Source organism: Chachezhania antarctica, from assembly GCF_003646465.1.
Lineage (GTDB): Bacteria > Pseudomonadota > Alphaproteobacteria > Rhodobacterales > Rhodobacteraceae > Chachezhania > Chachezhania antarctica.
Genome location: NZ_QZEX01000004.1, coordinates 203,917 through 218,845, shown reverse-complemented (window position 1 = coordinate 218,845; position 14,929 = coordinate 203,917). Strand labels below are relative to the sequence as shown.

At 65.3% G+C, this 14,929-nt stretch carries 16 protein-coding genes; 7 read left to right on the top strand and 9 right to left on the bottom strand.

What is annotated here, in order from left to right; translation table 11 throughout:
* Positions 1 to 39 precede the first annotated feature (39 nt).
* Positions 40 to 909 carry a branched-chain amino acid aminotransferase gene (locus D4754_RS10095; RefSeq protein WP_121063084.1) on the top strand — a complete coding sequence of 290 codons (870 nt, stop codon included), beginning with the start codon at positions 40 to 42 and terminating at the stop codon, positions 907 to 909.
* Between the two features lie 33 nt (positions 910 to 942).
* Here the strand turns inward: D4754_RS10095 and D4754_RS10090 are convergent, their stop codons facing one another.
* Positions 943 to 1,356, bottom strand: coding sequence for a PaaI family thioesterase (locus tag D4754_RS10090; protein WP_240453828.1), 414 nt, complete (start codon positions 1,354 to 1,356; stop codon positions 943 to 945).
* Positions 1,357 to 1,473: 117 nt separating this feature from the next.
* On the opposite strand from D4754_RS10090, the gene D4754_RS10085 reads away from it, so the two are divergent.
* Positions 1,474 to 2,169, top strand: a complete 696-nt coding sequence (locus D4754_RS10085; protein WP_121063082.1) for an NAD-dependent deacylase — start codon at positions 1,474 to 1,476, stop codon at positions 2,167 to 2,169.
* Between the two features lie 54 nt (positions 2,170 to 2,223).
* Here the strand turns inward: D4754_RS10085 and D4754_RS10080 are convergent, their stop codons facing one another.
* From D4754_RS10080 to meaB, 3 genes are all read right to left on the bottom strand, one after another.
* On the bottom strand, positions 2,224 to 2,664 hold the full coding sequence (locus D4754_RS10080; RefSeq protein WP_240453827.1) for a copper chaperone PCu(A)C: 441 nt from the start codon (positions 2,662 to 2,664) through the stop codon (positions 2,224 to 2,226).
* A 131-nt stretch (positions 2,665 to 2,795) separates the two neighbouring features.
* The gene (gene rpmB / locus D4754_RS10075; RefSeq protein ID WP_121063080.1) at positions 2,796 to 3,083 is read right to left on the bottom strand and encodes a 50S ribosomal protein L28; all 288 of its coding nucleotides are present in this window, start codon (positions 3,081 to 3,083) and stop codon (positions 2,796 to 2,798) included.
* 134 nt (positions 3,084 to 3,217) lie between these two features.
* Complete coding sequence (gene meaB, locus D4754_RS10070; protein WP_121063078.1) at positions 3,218 to 4,204, bottom strand: methylmalonyl Co-A mutase-associated GTPase MeaB; 987 nt, start codon at positions 4,202 to 4,204, stop codon at positions 3,218 to 3,220.
* Positions 4,205 to 4,305: 101 nt separating this feature from the next.
* On the opposite strand from meaB, the gene hrpB reads away from it, so the two are divergent.
* Positions 4,306 to 6,756 carry an ATP-dependent helicase HrpB gene (hrpB, locus tag D4754_RS10065; protein ID WP_121063076.1) on the top strand — a complete coding sequence of 817 codons (2,451 nt, stop codon included), beginning with the start codon at positions 4,306 to 4,308 and terminating at the stop codon, positions 6,754 to 6,756.
* Between the two features lie 136 nt (positions 6,757 to 6,892).
* Here the strand turns inward: hrpB and D4754_RS10060 are convergent, their stop codons facing one another.
* From D4754_RS10060 to D4754_RS10050, 3 genes are all read right to left on the bottom strand, one after another.
* Positions 6,893 to 7,393 (bottom strand): MarR family winged helix-turn-helix transcriptional regulator, encoded by a 501-nt coding sequence (locus D4754_RS10060; protein WP_121063074.1) that lies wholly within the window; start codon positions 7,391 to 7,393, stop codon positions 6,893 to 6,895.
* Between the two features lie 61 nt (positions 7,394 to 7,454).
* Positions 7,455 to 7,742 (bottom strand): succinate dehydrogenase assembly factor 2, encoded by a 288-nt coding sequence (locus tag D4754_RS10055; protein WP_121063072.1) that lies wholly within the window; start codon positions 7,740 to 7,742, stop codon positions 7,455 to 7,457.
* A 1-nt stretch (position 7,743) separates the two neighbouring features.
* The gene (locus tag D4754_RS10050; RefSeq protein WP_121063070.1) at positions 7,744 to 8,142 is read right to left on the bottom strand and encodes a helix-turn-helix domain-containing protein; all 399 of its coding nucleotides are present in this window, start codon (positions 8,140 to 8,142) and stop codon (positions 7,744 to 7,746) included.
* Between the two features lie 77 nt (positions 8,143 to 8,219).
* Here D4754_RS10050 and D4754_RS10045 point away from each other — a divergent pair, with 77 nt between their 5' ends.
* Both D4754_RS10045 and D4754_RS10040 read left to right on the top strand, forming a co-directional pair.
* Complete coding sequence (locus tag D4754_RS10045) at positions 8,220 to 9,422, top strand: pyridoxal phosphate-dependent aminotransferase (RefSeq protein WP_121063068.1); 1,203 nt, start codon at positions 8,220 to 8,222, stop codon at positions 9,420 to 9,422.
* 2 nt (positions 9,423 to 9,424) lie between these two features.
* A complete protein-coding gene (locus D4754_RS10040) occupies positions 9,425 to 9,826 on the top strand; it encodes a hypothetical protein (RefSeq protein WP_121063066.1) in 402 nt (133 codons plus the stop codon).
* Here the strand turns inward: D4754_RS10040 and D4754_RS10035 are convergent.
* Complete coding sequence (locus D4754_RS10035) at positions 9,823 to 11,184, bottom strand: MATE family efflux transporter (RefSeq protein WP_121063064.1); 1,362 nt, start codon at positions 11,182 to 11,184, stop codon at positions 9,823 to 9,825. The two genes, D4754_RS10040 and D4754_RS10035, sit on opposite strands and share 4 nt — an antisense overlap.
* A gap of 204 nt (positions 11,185 to 11,388) precedes the next feature.
* On the opposite strand from D4754_RS10035, the gene D4754_RS10030 reads away from it, so the two are divergent.
* Entirely contained in the window at positions 11,389 to 12,258 is an 870-nt protein-coding gene (locus D4754_RS10030; protein WP_121063062.1) for an alpha/beta fold hydrolase, read from the top strand.
* Positions 12,259 to 12,477: 219 nt separating this feature from the next.
* Positions 12,478 to 14,436 (top strand): DNA topoisomerase IV subunit B, encoded by a 1,959-nt coding sequence (gene parE / locus D4754_RS10025; RefSeq protein ID WP_121063060.1) that lies wholly within the window; start codon positions 12,478 to 12,480, stop codon positions 14,434 to 14,436.
* Between the two features lie 55 nt (positions 14,437 to 14,491).
* On the opposite strand, the gene D4754_RS10020 is transcribed toward parE, so the two are convergent.
* The gene (locus tag D4754_RS10020) at positions 14,492 to 14,764 is read right to left on the bottom strand and encodes a hypothetical protein (protein ID WP_121063058.1); all 273 of its coding nucleotides are present in this window, start codon (positions 14,762 to 14,764) and stop codon (positions 14,492 to 14,494) included.
* Positions 14,765 to 14,929: the final 165 nt, after the last annotated feature.

Sequence of the window (14,929 nt, the reverse complement as noted above, 5' to 3'; positions counted from 1 at the left end):
GGTCAGAGTCGGGGTGTTCAGGCAATAGCGGGAGTTCCCATGGCGATCGGAAGCGTCATCGCGACCTATGTCGACGGCAAATGGGTCGACGGAAGCGCACCCATCATTTCGGCGGCGGATCACGTCGCCTGGCTTGGTTCCCAGGTCTTTGATGGCGCGCGTTTGTTCGACGGGGCCACACCGGATCTGGATCTGCATTGCGCGCGCCTCGTGCGGTCAGCGGCGGCGATGGGCATGAACGCCCCCATCGAAGGCTCTGAAATCGAAGCGCTTGTTCGGACCGGCCTGCAACTGTTCCCGGAAGGTTCCGAACTCTATATCCGCCCGATGATGTGGGCCCGCGATGGCAGCCCCGGGGTGATCGACATTGATCCCGACTCCACCGCCTTCGCGATCTGTATCGAGAACATGCCAATGCCACAGGTCGGCGATTTCTCCCTGACGGTGGCGCCGTTCCGCAGGCCCCGGCAGGACATGGCGATCACGGAGGCGAAGACAGGCTCGCTTTATCCCAACAATGGCCGGATCATGGCCTATGCGCGCGCGCGCGGGTTTTCGAACGCGCTTTCGCTCGACATCGATGGGAACGTCGCCGAAACGGCCAGCACGAATGTCTTTGCCGTCAAGGATGGCGTGGTGTCCACGCCGGTGCCGAACGGGTGCTTTCTTAACGGCCTGACCCGCCAGCGCGTCATCAAGCTGCTGGGCGCCGAAGGGATCGAGGTTTCGGAAACCACGATGACAGTTGCCGATTTCGAAATCGCGGACGAGATCTTCGTCACCGGCAATATCGCCAAGGTCATGCCGGTCGTCAGGTTCCAGGACCGCGAACTCGGCGTCGGCCCAATCGCCAGCAAGGCGCGTGCGCTCTACTGGGATTACGCGCATTCGACCGCTGCACTGGTCTAGGGACGTCCTGCAAACTCTCGGGAATAGTCGTTTTCAGGTCTTGCGGGCGACCTTCATCACCGCGCTGGCCTGGGCCATAACCCGATCCGCACACAGCACCTGCGCGTCCAGAAAGATCAGGGAGCGCGACTCTTTCACGATCTTTGCGGTGGTTTCAAGAAACTCTCCGGCATGCGCACTGTCCAGGAAGCGCGTATCCATCTGGACCGTGACCGTGGGCACCTTGCCGGCCGCTTGCCAGGCGAGAAAGGCCAGACTGTGATCCAGCAGTGTCATGAACACGCCGCCATGTACGGTCCCGTTGGGGTTCAGGTGCCGGTCCTCGGCCATCAGCCCGAACCGGCGGCTGTCGCCATCGCGCCGGGTCAGGAGCGGGCCGATCTCGCTCATGAAGCCGTCCAGAATGGCATCTTTCCAGGGCGGGAGATCGGTTTGGGCTTTATCCACGGCCGGACACTCCTGTTGGGCTCGGAACCAGCACTACAGGCTGAATTTACGTAACAGAAGGGTCGCGCGCCGCAGGCGAAGGCAATAGCCTGACCCGGGACAGGCAAAGGGGGTAACATGGACAAGATCGTCATCCTGACCGGGGCCGGCATTTCTGCCGAAAGCGGAATGGGCACCTTTCGCGACAAGGATGGGCTGTGGACCAAGGTGCAGCTTGAGGACGTCGCGACGCCTGAAGGTTTTGCCCGTAACCCGCAGATGGTTCAGGATTTCTACAACCTGCGACGGGTCGGCGCGCGCGCGGCAAAGCCCAACGCCGCCCACACCGCGCTGGCCCGTCTACAGGCGCATCACACGGGCGACGTGATCATCGTGACCCAGAACGTCGACAGCCTGCACGAAGCCGGCGGCGCACGGGATGTCATCCACATGCATGGCCGGCTGGACGGGGCGCTCTGTTCCGGCTGCGGCCACCGCTGGGCCGCTCCGGATGAAATGACCGTGGATGAAGCCTGCCCGGGCTGCGGCGAACCGTTCGGACGGCCGGATGTCGTCTGGTTCGGCGAGATGCCGTATCGCATGGACGAGATCTACGAACACCTGGGCACCACCGACCTGTTCGTGTCGATCGGCACCTCGGGAGAGGTCTACCCGGCCGCGAGTTTCGTGCAAGAAGCACGTGTACAGGGCATCCGGACCTTGGAACTGAACCTCGAACCCTCATCCGGGTCGGCCATGTTTGACGAAAGCCGCCTGGGCCCTGCGACCGAGATCGTACCAGCCTGGGTCGCGGAAGTATTGGGAGAGGCTTGAGCCCCGTCGGCTCAACAGCCCGACGCCCTCACGTCGTGGCTGGGCTCCGCCACGTCAGCGATCATTGTCCACGGGGATATCCACATCGATTTCGCCTGACGTCTCGAAGATCAGCGTCACGGGGATGGAGCTTCCCTGCTCCAGCGGTCCGGTCAGCCCCATCAGCATCACGTGGTCACCGCCGCGCGCCAGCATGTGGGTACCACCGGCGGCCACTGGAATTCCATCCTCGACCTTCAGCATCTGCATGACACCGTCGGCACTTTCCTTGTGCGTATGCAGTTCGGCGCGCGCAGCGGCGCCGGTCCGGACCCCGATCAGGCGATCCGCGCTGTCGCCCTCGTTTTCGATGATCATGAATGCCGCGCCCGCTTTCGCCACCGGAGAGGCCACACGCGTATAGGGATCAACGATCCTGATCATGGGATCCGCCAGGGCTGGCGATCCGAGCGCGGCCATGATGACCGCCGCCGTCATGCAGATTTGCTTGTACATATCGGACTCCGTGCATCTGCGCTTGCCGCAATTCATGCGGACGTGGTGCCACGGGAATCGAAAGCCCACAACGACGAAACGCCCCGCGGTAAGGCGGGGCGTTCAAATTACTCGAAGCCTTGGGGGTGCGGTCAGGCCGCGGCCTGAGCTTTCTGAATTTCTTTTTTGACTTTCAGCGCGGTCGTCGAAAGCTCATCGTCTTTCGCCTTGGCAAGAAACGCGTCCAGCCCACCGCGGTGATCGACGCTGCGCAGTGCGGCGGCCGTGATCCGCAGCTTCACGCCACGACCCAGCGTTTCGGACTGCAGCGTGACATCGTTCAGGTTCGGCAGGAACCGGCGCTTGGTCTTGTTGTTCGCGTGGCTCACGTTTTGCCCGCTCATCGGGCCTTTTCCGGTCAATTCGCAACGGCGCGACATCGGGTTTGTCCTTTTGCATTGGGCGCGCCGCGATCGTTCGGAGATGCCTGGCGCCAAAGATTTAGGGCGCCGCAAATGCCGCGCCCGGAAACAGGTCGGGCGGGCATAGGAGGAATCGCGGCGGAGGTCAAGCGCTATAGGGGCGCGTCCTGCTTCCGCAGGAAAGTTGCCATGTCGCGGGCCGCCGCGGCGGGCAGGACGGACCCGTCGGCCACCGCTTCTGACAGCTCGGCCATCTGCTGCCGCGCGCCCGGTGTGTCCAGCTGTGCCAGCAAGGCCGCCTCGACCTCAGCCCGGAACCAGTGGCGCGCCTGACCGGCGCGGCGGGTGTCCCAATGGCCTTCGCTGCGCCGCCAGTCGGCCAGCGCCTGCATGGTGAACCACGCGTCGTCAAGGTTGGCGCCCGTCATCGCGGACACCGTCATGGCCTTCGGAAAGCCCTCTGGATCCTCGGGCCGTTTCCGCAGCAGGCGCAGGGCGCCGCTGTAATCGGCACAGGTCCGCGTGGCCTGCGCCTTCAGATCGCCGTCTGCCTTGTTCACAAGGATCAGGTCCGCCTGCTCCATGATCCCCCGCTTGACGCCCTGCAGTTCGTCCCCGCCGGCCGGGGCCAGCAGCAGGACGAACAGGTCCGACATCTCGGCGACCACCGTTTCGGATTGCCCGACGCCCACAGTCTCGATCAGGACCACGTCGTAACCGGCCGCTTCGCACAAGAAAACCGCCTCGCGCGAGCGCCGTGCCACGCCGCCCAGTTGGGTCTGGCTGGGCGACGGGCGGATGAAGGCCTGCGGCTCGCGGCTCAGCCGCTCCATCCGGGTCTTGTCCCCCAGGATCGAGCCGCCGGACCGGGCCGAAGACGGATCGACGGCCAGCACGGCGACCTTCAGACCGGCCTCCACCAGCATCATGCCGAACGCCTCGATGAACGATGATTTGCCGACCCCGGGCGTGCCCGAAAGGCCGATCCGGATCGCCTCGCGCCGGTCGGTTGCCAGATCGGCCAGCAGGGCCTCGGCGTCCTTGCGGTGATCTGCGCGGCGGCTTTCGACCAGCGTAATCGCACGGGCCAGCGCGCGGCGCTCCCCTGCCCGAATGGGGTCTGCCAGATCCAGTGTCATCGCCCGCTCCTTCTTGCCCAACGGTTAGATGGACCGACCGGGCGCGCGATGTCCAGACCGCTCCACTGGACGGGCAGGCCGTGGGGCGCGATAAGGCCGCAATGTCCGATCAGTTGCCCATCGAAGATGCCCTGCCCGCGCTGCTGAACGCGATGCGCCAGCAGGGCCGCGCCGTCCTGCAAGCCCCGCCGGGCGCGGGCAAGACCACCCGCGTGCCGCTGGCCCTGCTGGAGGCCGGGATCGGTGCGGGCCGCATCGTCATGCTGGAACCCCGCCGCCTGGCCGCCCGCGCCGCGGCCGAGCGCATGGCCGAAACGCTGGGCGAGAAGGTGGGCGAGACCGTCGGCTACCGGATCCGCGGGGAGCGCAAGGTTTCGCGCGACACGCGGATCGAGGTCGTGACCGAAGGCATCCTGACCCGAATCCTGCAGTCCGAACCGGATCTGCCGGGCATTGGCACGGTGATCTTCGACGAGTTCCATGAACGTTCGCTGAACGCCGATTTCGGCCTGGCATTGTGTCTGGAGGTCGCCGGCGCGCTGCGTGAAGATCTGAACCTTCTGGCCATGTCCGCCACGCTCGACGGCGGACCGGTGGCCGAGTTGATGCAGGCCCCGATCATCACGTCCGAGGGTCGAAGTTTCCCTGTCGATATCCGCTGGCTGGACCGGCCCCTGGGGCCCCGCGTCGATCGCGTGTCGGCGCTTGTCGATCTGGTGGAACGTGCCGAATCCGAAACCCGGGGGACCGGCGGCGGCCTTCTTGTCTTCCTGCCGGGAGAGCGCGAAATCCGGCGGGCGGAAAGCCTTTTACGCGCGCGCCTGCCCGATGGATGCACGTTGTTTCCGCTGTTCGGGGCCATGGCGGGTGACGCGCAACGGGCGGCCTTGAAGCCTCTGCCCTCGGGCCGGAAAGTCGTGCTGGCGACATCCATCGCCGAAACGTCGCTGACCATTCCCGACATCCGGGTCGTGGTCGACGCAGGCCTTGCCCGCCGTGCGCGGTTCGATCCCGGCTCGGGCATGGCGCGTCTCGTCACCGAACGCGTCACCAAGGCCGAAGCAACCCAGCGCACGGGCCGCGCCGGGCGGGTGGCCGAGGGCACGTCCTACAGGCTGTGGACCCGCGGGGAAGAAGGCGCCATGGCCCCCTTCCCGCCTCCGGAGATCGCCACGGCCGACCTGACGGGCCTGGCCCTTGAACTGGCCCTATGGGGTGCGGCCCCCGAGGATCTGGATTTCGTAACCCAGCCACCGCCGGGGCTCTATGCCGAAGCGCGCAGCCTGCTGACCGATCTGGGCGCCCTGGACGCCGCCGGGCGGATAGCCACGCATGGGCGCACGCTGGCGGGCCTGCCCGTGCATCCGCGCTTGGCCCATATGCTTGCCACTGCCGGCCCGCAGGCAGCACCGCTTGCCGCTCTACTGGCGGATCGGGATCCCCTCAGGAATGCACCGGCGGATCTCAAGCTGCGTCTCGAGGCGCTGAAAGACCCCAGAGGTTTCAAGCGCGCGCATCCTTACGATATCCGTCCCGGTGCCGTTGATCGATTGCAGACCGAAGCGCGCCGCCTGGCCCGCCAGACCAAGACCCGGGACACAGATTTGTCACCTGCAGGGATAGCCGCGCTTGCCTATCCCGACCGGATCGGGAAACGGCGGCAGGGCACGGCGCCGCGGTTCCTGTTGTCGGGCGGCAAGGGCGCGATCCTGCCGGCCGAAGACGCGCTGGCCGGCGCGCCCTACATCGTGGCAACCGACCTGGATGGCGACCCGCGTGAAGCCCGCATCCGCCTTGCGATCCAGATATCCGAGGCCGAATTGCGTGCCCTCTTCCCCGACCGGATCGCATGGTTGGATCACTGCGCATGGTCCCGGCGGCACCGGCGTGTCGAGACCCGGAAGCAGGAACGGCTGGGTGCGCTTGTGCTTGACGACCGCCAATGGTCCGATCCGCCGTCCGATCTGGTCGCCGCGGCGATGCTCGAAGGTATCCGCGAACTCGGGCTCAACCCCACAGGGGCCGCCCGGCGGCTACAGGAACGCGTCGAGCTCGCCCGCGCCGAGGGTCTGGATCTGCCCGATTATTCTCTCCCCGGACTGATGGAGCGTCTGGAAGAGTGGCTGGCGCCGATGCTTGACGGGGTCAGGTCGGCAAGTGACTGGGATCGGTTCGATCTGCTGCCCGCGCTGGAGGCGGGGCTGACATGGGCCCAGCGACAGAGCCTCGATAAATGGGCGCCCGCCCGGTTCACGACACCGCTGGGCCGATCCGTGGCAATCGACTATGCGCCCGAAGGCCCGGCCATCGCCGTCCGCTTGCAGGAAATGTTCGGTCTTACCACGCATCCGCAGGTCGCCGGCCAGCCCCTGAAGATCACCCTTCTGTCCCCGGCGCAGCGCCCGGTTCAGGTCACCCGCGATCTGCCCGGTTTCTGGTCCGGATCCTATGCCGATGTCCGCAAGGACATGCGCGCAAGCTACCCCAAGCATCCGTGGCCGGAAGATCCGACGACAGCCCCTCCGACGCTACGGGCGAAGCCACGATCCTGACCGGGGGGTTGGGGGCACTGCCCCCAAGGACGCGGGGGGTGCGGGGGGGGGCGGCAGCCCCCCGGCCGGGCGACGCGGGCACCGCGGCGCAAAATCTCTGGCAGCAGACCCAAGGCCCGGCCACGCTGCCTGAAGATCAGTAAATGTAGCGAATCTGGTCGGTCCAGTAGCGTTCGACACGGCGCAGGGAGTTCGCGATCGAATCCATGCCGTCGACATCGAGCATGCTCTTGTCTTCCAGGCCCTGTGCATGGCGCGTGAAGAGGTCCGACACGATGTCGCGGATTTCCCGCCCGCGCGGGGTGAGCTTCACCCGGACCGAGCGGCGGTCGATCTCGCAGCGCTGGTGGTGCATGTAACCCATTTCTACCAGCTTCTTCAGGTTGTAGCTGACATTGCTGCCCTGGTAGTAGCCGCGCGATTTCAGCTCGCCGGCCGTCACCTCGTTATCGCCGATGTTGAACAGCAGCAGCGCCTGTACCGCGTTGATCTCCAGCACGCCCACGCGTTCGAATTCGTCCTTGATAACGTCGAGCAACAACCTGTGCAGCCGTTCGACGAGCGACAGAGCTTCCAGGTAACTGGTCATGAACCCCCGCCGCGCGGCGGGCTGTCCTATGGGCATTTCGACACTCATGCGCGCCTTCTCCGTCTCGGGCCTCCCGAGAGCAATTTGCGCGCAATTTCCGAATAATCGGTTAAGTGTTTTCCGCTTTGTTTTGGATCGTTTGTGCTATTTCCTGCAGAAGCGCCGCGAAGCGCGGCGGAGGCGCCTCGCGACCGCAGACCCAGACGTAAAGATCCTGGTCGTTCTCCTCCAGCAGGGTGTCGTAGAGCGCCAGGGTCTCGTCATCAAGTTCGGCCAGCCGCATATCGGCCCAGGCGGTCAGAAGGATGTCCATCTCCTTGATCCCGCGCCGCATTGACCGGATCTTCAGCCGCTTGATCGCGATTTCGCGCGGCTCGGCAATCGCATCGGTGGTCATGTCATTCGACCTCGTCCGCGGCTTCCAGCCGACGCAGGCGATCCTCGATCGAGGCCAGCCGTTCGGTGGCGCCGCTCAGCGTCTCGCGCACTTCGAACAATTCGCCGATAAGCGAGGACCGTTCCGCCCCGCCCGGCGCGCCCGGCATGCGGGCGCCTTCGCCCTGGCCGGTCAGCAGCCACGGGATCGAAACGTTCAGAAGCCCGGAAATCATCTGGAGCTTGTTCGCCCGGGGTTCGGACAGATCCTGCTCCCATCCCACCAGCGTGGACTTCTTGATTCCAAGCCGCCGGGCCAGCTGGGCCTGGCTCATGCCTGTCGCTTCGCGCGCGCCGGCGATCCTGTCGCCAAACGTGGCAGCGTCCGGTCCATACCAGTCGGTGTCGCCTTCGCCTTGCATGGCTTCTCCTCTTTCCCTTGAACGGGTCCCCTACGGACCTTATGACAGTCCCGCTTAACATACAAACCGAGGCTGCCATGAGTTTCCTGTCCGCGACACTGTCCCGCGTCAAACCGTCTCCGACGATGGCCGTCTCTGCCAAGGCGCGCGCCATGCGCGCCGCCGGCGAGGACGTCCTGTCCCTGAGCGCGGGTGAACCCGACTTCGACACCCCCCAGAACGTCAAGGACGCGGCCAAGGCCGCGATCGACGCGGGCAAGACCAAGTACACCGATGTCGATGGCATCCCGGAGCTGAAGGAGGCGATCTGCGCCAAGTTCAAGCGCGAGAACCGGCTGGAGTACGAGCCCTCGCAGGTCACCGTCGGCACCGGCGGCAAGCAGGTGCTTTACAATGCGCTGATGGCCACCATCAATCCGGGTGACGAGGTCATCATCCCCGCGCCGTACTGGGTGAGCTATCCCGACATGGTCCTGCTGGCCGGCGGCACGCCCGTGATCGTCGAAGGCACGCTGGAGAACAACTTCAAGATCCTGCCCGAGCAGCTTGAAGCCGCCATCACCGACAAGACGAAATGGCTGATCTTCAACTCTCCGTCGAACCCGACGGGCGCCGGCTATCACCACGCCGACCTGAAGGGGCTGACCGATGTGCTGATGAAGCATCCCCATGTCTGGGTGATGTCCGACGACATGTACGAACACATCTCGTATGACGGGTTCCAGTTCTGCACCCCGGCGGAGGTGGAGCCAGGCCTTTACGACCGCACGCTGACCTGCAACGGCGTGTCCAAGGCCTATGCCATGACCGGCTGGCGCATCGGGTACGCCGCGGGCCCGGTCGAGCTGATCGGCGCCATGCGCAAGGTGCAGTCGCAGTCCACGTCGAACCCGTCCTCGATCAGCCAGTGGGCCTCGGTCGAGGCGCTGAACGGGTCGCAGCAGTTCCTTGCCGAACGGGCCGAGGCGTTCAAGCGGCGACGCGATCTTGTGGTCAAGGCGCTCGATGCCATCGACGGCATGGTCTGCCCCACGCCCGACGGCGCGTTCTATGTCTATCCGTCCATCGCGGGCCTGATCGGCAAGAAGGCCCCCGACGGCACGGTGATCGAGAATGACGAGATCTTCGCAACCAAGATGCTGGAAGCGACCGGCGTCGCGGTGGTGTTCGGCGCGGCGTTCGGGCTGTCGCCGAACTTCCGGGTCAGCTACGCGACCTCGGACGAGGTGCTGCTGGACGCCTGCGCGCGCATCGCCAAGTTCTGCAACAGCCTGAGCTAGGAATGACCTCCCGGCTTCCCGAATACTACTTCCGTGTCCGCGACAATGGCGCCTTCGTCTACCGCGTGGACACGGAAAACCGACAGCGGCGGATAGAGATGGACCAGATCGCCGTGGTCAATATCCGAAACGGCGAGATCAAGCCGCACGGCAACCGCACCCTGACCGACGCCGACAAGGTCCGGATCGACGCGTGGATCGAGGAACGGAAAACCGTTCTGGCGCAGCGGGATATCGACGACATCTTCCGCGCTATCGATCACCTCAACGCCACGGCGCACTGGGTCCAGACACGGGCCACGGACGATCAGCTTGAACAGGTGACCGACAACCTGCTTCTGGCCATGCATGATCTGCGCACGGTCCTGGTGCGCAAGAAGGCGGACCGGCTGACAAAAGGCTAGGCGTGCGCCGGGATCCGCGACATGCCGAAGGTCCAGAAGCGCCACATCAGCAGCACCCCGGCCGCCGCAAGGCCAAGGACGAGCCCGGCCCAGACGCCGACGCCGCCAAAGCCGAACGGGAACCCAAGAATGTAGGACGCGGGAATGCCTATGCCCCAATAGGCCATCGCCGCGATCAGCATCGGCACGCCGGTATCCTGCACCCCGCGCAAAAGACCGGTGGCAATGGCCTGCGCCCCGTCGGCCAGCTGGAACAGCCCGGCCACCGCGAAAAGACCGACGCCGATGGCAAGGATCGCAGCGCGAGTGTCGGCATCGCGGTCCAGGAACAGCGACATCAGCATTTCCGGAGCCAACAGGAACACCGCCGTCGTCGCCAGCGCCATGGCCATGGACATGACCAGAACCACGACCGCGCCACGGGCGAGGTTGCCCCGGTCGCTGCGGCCATAGGACTGGCCCGCGCGAATCGTGCCGGCATTCGACAGGCCCATGTGCACCATGAATGTGGCCCCGCTGACCGTGATCACGACCCCATGGGCCGCCAGCGTTTCCGTTCCCAGCCAACCCATCATCACGGCCGAGCCCGAGAACATCGTCACCTCGCTCAGCACCGTGAGCCCGATAGGCACGCCCAGCCGCAGCACCTTGCCGAACATGTCCCAGTCCGGGCGCCACAGCCGCTGGAACAGCGAATGTTCCGGCAGGACAAGCACGGCATAGCCCACCGCCGCGGCCAGTGACAGGCAGTGGGTGAAGATCGACCCGATGGCCGCCCCGCGAATCCCCAGTTCGGGCATGCCCCAGTGGCCGAAGATCAGCGCGTAATTGGCCACAGCGTTCACGCCCGCGGCAAACACAGTGATCCAGAACACGACCTGGCTCCGCTCCAGCGCGGCGAGGTAGGATTTCAGCACCATCACCAGCAGCGCCGGCAGCAGACCGAAGCCTGCAAGCTGCAGGTAATCGGCGCCAAGCCGGGCCACGGCCGCGGTCTGCCCCAGGGCAACGAGAATCGATTCCGACCAGATCATCGCCGGCAGCGCGAGCATGGCGTAGATCGTCGAAAGCCAGAGTCCCATACGCGTCGTGCGTCGCACCGCGGTTTCGTCATCCGCCGCCGCCGAGGCAGCGACCATCGGCATCACCGCCCAGGCAAAGCCGCAGCCCAGAAGGAAGATCGTGAAAAACAGGCTCGACGCGAGCGAGATCGCCGCCAGTTCCGCCACGCCGTACCAGCCCAGCATGATCGTGTCGCCCAGGCCGATGGCGTACTGCGCCACGTGCCCGCCGATCAACGGCAGGCCAAGCGCGGCCACGGCGCGCGCATGCGCTCGGTAGGACAGGATTGCGGACATGTCTCCCCTTAGAAGCGGGCGCAGGCAGAGGCAATACAGGATGCACCCGGCCAACCTGCGAACACCACGCCAGAGCGACGCAGGGTAATGACCCGACGGGACCCTGCCATTGTTACTGTGTCCCTTGGACAGCCCGCCACCCGGGCGCCCCTGCTCACCTCACGCGCAACCCACAGACCTTACCGACCGATCAGGAGCCAGAACATGCGCACCGAAACCATTCAGCTTGGCGGCAACCCCTTCTTCCTGCGCCGGTGGGGCGATCCCGACCTGCCACCGCTTCTGATGCTGCACGGCTATCCCGAATATTCCGGCGCGTGGGAGGACCTGGCCCCCCTGCTGTCGGATCGCTTCCACTGCATCGCGCCCGACCAGCGCGGATACGGCAACAGCTGGGCGCCCGAGGGCGTCGAGAACTACGCGGTCTCGGCGCTCGTGGGCGACATGTCTGCCCTGATCGACCATCTGGGCGGCCGGGTGACGCTTCTGGGCCACGACTGGGGCGCCGCCATCGCCTATGGTCTCGCGTTTTCTTGTCCCGAGAAGATCGACCGGCTGATCATCCTGAACGGCGTGCATCCCGTCCCCTACCAGCGCGCGCTGGCAAGGGGCGGCGCGCAGACCGATGCGTCGCAATACATCTCCTTCCTGCGCCGCGACGATTCCCACGAGATCCTGGGCAAGAACGGCTTCGAAAAGCTGCACTCCCTGTTCTCGGCCAAGATGGATACCAGCTGGCTCGCGGGCGACCGAAAGGCCGCCTACGAGGACGCATGGAAAGACCGCCTGCAGACCATGATCAACTGGTACCGCGCCTCCCCCATCCGGGTGCCCAAGCCGGGCGAGACGATAGACGACCTGCCCGACTATCCGGTCGACCGGCTAAAGGTCCGCTGCCCGCATCTTCTGATCTGGGGCTTAAACGATACCGCGCTGCTGCCCGAATCCACCGAAGGGCTGGAGGTGTTCGCCCCCAACCTCACCCGGATCGAGGTGCCGGACGCCGACCACTGGATCTGCCACCAGCAACCGGATCGAGTCGCCAAAGAGATCCTGACCTGGATCGACGGCTGAACCCCGGCCCCGGGGGTCCGGGGGATGGGTCATCCCCCGGGCTGGGGGTGCGGGGGGTGGCAGCCCCCCGCCCGGGCGACGCGGAACGCGGCGCAAATCCTACGGCCTGCCTCAACGCTGGCCATTCCCTACGAAACTCTCGCTCCGAACGCCCTGCTCCCCTTTTCTCAACCGCCCATCCCTGTCATATTCGCGGACATCAAGAAAAAGAGCAGCCCCATGCCCGAAGACCTTCTGCCAGAGACGCCCCAGGGCGATTACAACGCGTCCTCCATCGAGGTGCTCGAAGGCCTCGAACCCGTGCGCAAGCGTCCGGGCATGTATATCGGCGGGACGGATGAACGCGCGCTCCACCACCTTGTGGCCGAAGTGCTCGACAACTCCATGGACGAGGCCGTCGCGGGCCACGCCAACCGGATCGAGGTCGAGCTTCACGAAGACCACTCCATCACAATCCGCGACAACGGCCGGGGCATGCCCTTCGATCCGCATCCGAAATTCCCCGGCAAGTCCGCACTGGAAGTCATCCTGTGCACGCTCCACGCGGGGGGCAAGTTCTCGGGCAAGGCTTACGAGACGTCGGGCGGCCTGCACGGCGTCGGCGCGTCGGTCGTCAACGCGCTCTCCGATTCGATGGTGGTCCAGGTCGCCCGTGACCGAAAGCTGGTCGAACAGCGATTCTCCCGCGGCGTGCCGCTGGGTCCGCTCGAAGAAATCGGTGCCGCGCCGAACCGCCGTGGCACCACGACGACCTTCCACGCGGACGAGGAAATCTTCGGCTCCCACCGCTTCAAGCCCGCGCGTCTGTTCAAGTCGATCCGCTCCAAGGCCTACCTTTTCTCGGGTGTCGAGATTCGCTGGAAATCCGCTATCGACGATGGCCAGACGCCCCTGGAAGCCACGTTCCACTTCCCCGGCGGGCTGGCCGATTACCTGAACGAAACACTGGGCACCGCCTCGACCTATGCCGACAAGCCCTTCGCCGGCACCGTGGACTTCCGCGAGAAGTTCAACACCCCCGGCAAGGTTGAATGGGCGATCAACTGGACGCCCGCGCGCGACGGGTTCCTTCAGAGCTACTGCAACACGGTCCCCACCCCCGAAGGCGGCACGCACGAGGCCGGGTTCTGGTCCGCGATCCTGAAGGGCATTCGCGCCTACGGCGAACTGGTCGGCAACAAGAAGGCCACCCAGATCAACCGCGACGACCTGCTGACCGGCGGCTGCGCGCTGGTGTCCTGCTTCATTCGCGAGCCGGAATTCGTGGGCCAGACCAAGGACCGGCTTGCCACGAGCGAGGCCCAGCGCCTTGTCGAAGGCGCCGTGCGCGACCATTTCGACAACTGGCTGGCCGCCGATACAAAGGCCGCGGGCGCGATCCTCGATTTCCTGATCCTGCGGGCCGATGAACGTCTGCGCCGGAAGCAGGAAAAGGAAACCGCCCGGAAGACCGCCACCAAGAAGCTGCGCCTGCCCGGCAAGCTGGTCGACTGCTCCTCCAACGCCCGCGACGGGACCGAGATCTTCCTCGTCGAAGGCGACAGCGCCGGCGGCTCGGCCAAGATGGCGCGGGACCGCAAGACACAGGCGCTTTTGCCCCTTCGCGGCAAGATCCTCAACGTCCTGGGGGCCGCGTCGTCCAAGCTCACTTCGAACGCCGAGATTTCCGACCTTTCTCAGGCGCTTGGCGTCAGCCTGGGCACGCGGTTCAACATCGACGATCTGCGCTACGACAAGGTCATCATCATGACCGACGCCGATGTCGACGGCGCGCATATCGCCTCGCTCCTGATGACGTTCTTCTTCACCCAGATGCGGCCGCTGATCGATCACGGACATCTCTACCTTGCCTGTCCGCCGCTCTTCCGGCTGACACAGGGGGCCAAACGGGTTTACTGCATCGATCAGGCCGAGCGTGACGCGTGGTTCGAAAAGGGGCTGGGCGGCAAGGGCAAGATCGACGTGTCCCGCTTCAAGGGCCTGGGCGAAATGGACGCCAAGGACCTGAAGGAAACCACGATGGACCCGAAATCGCGCAAGCTGATCCGCGTGACCATTGACGAGGACGAACCGGGCGAAACCGGCGATCTGGTCGAACGGCTTATGGGCAAGAAGCCCGAACTGCGGTTCCAGTACATCCAGGAAAACGCCCGCTTCGTGGAAGAGCTCGACGTCTGAAGCGAACGCCGGGCCATTGCCGCGACCGGCGCGGCCTGTCGCGGGTCCGGGATCGTCAGGAGGGTGCTCTCAGGAGTGCGTTGTGCGTCGTCGTCGTCCAGGGTCGGTTGCCGTCCCACATGCCCTTTTCATGCCGCTCGTCGGCCATGGCATGCCCGATATCGGCGCACATCGCATAGTTGCCGGCATCGCATTGAAGCTTCTTCTCGCGAAGCTCGCCCGTCAGCCCCGGTGTCTTGTTCACGCCGGATCCTTCGCAGCCGGACAGGACCATCGCGCCCAGCACCACGGCGCCCAGAACGGCTATGCGAGCACTTGCATTCGGCATTATTCCGGTCTCCGATTGGATTGCTGTCGGTCCTTGGCGCCGACTTTGCGTCAGAATCGAAACGATGCCAAGTGCTTGGGCACGAATGCCAGCGACCGCAGGCCAAATGCGCAACACAGGGCGGCGGTGACCGCCGGCTCTCCGGCCGTCAGCAAAATCACCGAT

What these genes read in the sequence shown, in the direction of transcription:
- D4754_RS10095 (WP_121063084.1), top strand. Translation starts at nt 40, where the DNA reads ATGGCGATCGGAAGCGTCATCGCGACCTATGTCGACGGCAAATGGGTC.
- D4754_RS10085 (WP_121063082.1), top strand. Translation starts at nt 1,474, where the DNA reads ATGGACAAGATCGTCATCCTGACCGGGGCCGGCATTTCTGCCGAAAGC.
- D4754_RS10080 (WP_240453827.1), bottom strand. Translation starts at nt 2,664, where the DNA reads ATGTACAAGCAAATCTGCATGACGGCGGCGGTCATCATGGCCGCGCTC.
- rpmB (WP_121063080.1), bottom strand. Translation starts at nt 3,083, where the DNA reads ATGTCGCGCCGTTGCGAATTGACCGGAAAAGGCCCGATGAGCGGGCAA.
- meaB (WP_121063078.1), bottom strand. Translation starts at nt 4,204, where the DNA reads ATGACACTGGATCTGGCAGACCCCATTCGGGCAGGGGAGCGCCGCGCG.
- hrpB (WP_121063076.1), top strand. Translation starts at nt 4,306, where the DNA reads ATGTCCGATCAGTTGCCCATCGAAGATGCCCTGCCCGCGCTGCTGAAC.
- D4754_RS10060 (WP_121063074.1), bottom strand. Translation starts at nt 7,393, where the DNA reads ATGAGTGTCGAAATGCCCATAGGACAGCCCGCCGCGCGGCGGGGGTTC.
- D4754_RS10055 (WP_121063072.1), bottom strand. Translation starts at nt 7,742, where the DNA reads ATGACCACCGATGCGATTGCCGAGCCGCGCGAAATCGCGATCAAGCGG.
- D4754_RS10050 (WP_121063070.1), bottom strand. Translation starts at nt 8,142, where the DNA reads ATGCAAGGCGAAGGCGACACCGACTGGTATGGACCGGACGCTGCCACG.
- D4754_RS10045 (WP_121063068.1), top strand. Translation starts at nt 8,220, where the DNA reads ATGAGTTTCCTGTCCGCGACACTGTCCCGCGTCAAACCGTCTCCGACG.
- D4754_RS10040 (WP_121063066.1), top strand. Translation starts at nt 9,425, where the DNA reads ATGACCTCCCGGCTTCCCGAATACTACTTCCGTGTCCGCGACAATGGC.
- D4754_RS10035 (WP_121063064.1), bottom strand. Translation starts at nt 11,184, where the DNA reads ATGTCCGCAATCCTGTCCTACCGAGCGCATGCGCGCGCCGTGGCCGCG.
- D4754_RS10030 (WP_121063062.1), top strand. Translation starts at nt 11,389, where the DNA reads ATGCGCACCGAAACCATTCAGCTTGGCGGCAACCCCTTCTTCCTGCGC.
- parE (WP_121063060.1), top strand. Translation starts at nt 12,478, where the DNA reads ATGCCCGAAGACCTTCTGCCAGAGACGCCCCAGGGCGATTACAACGCG.
- D4754_RS10020 (WP_121063058.1), bottom strand. Translation starts at nt 14,764, where the DNA reads ATGCCGAATGCAAGTGCTCGCATAGCCGTTCTGGGCGCCGTGGTGCTG.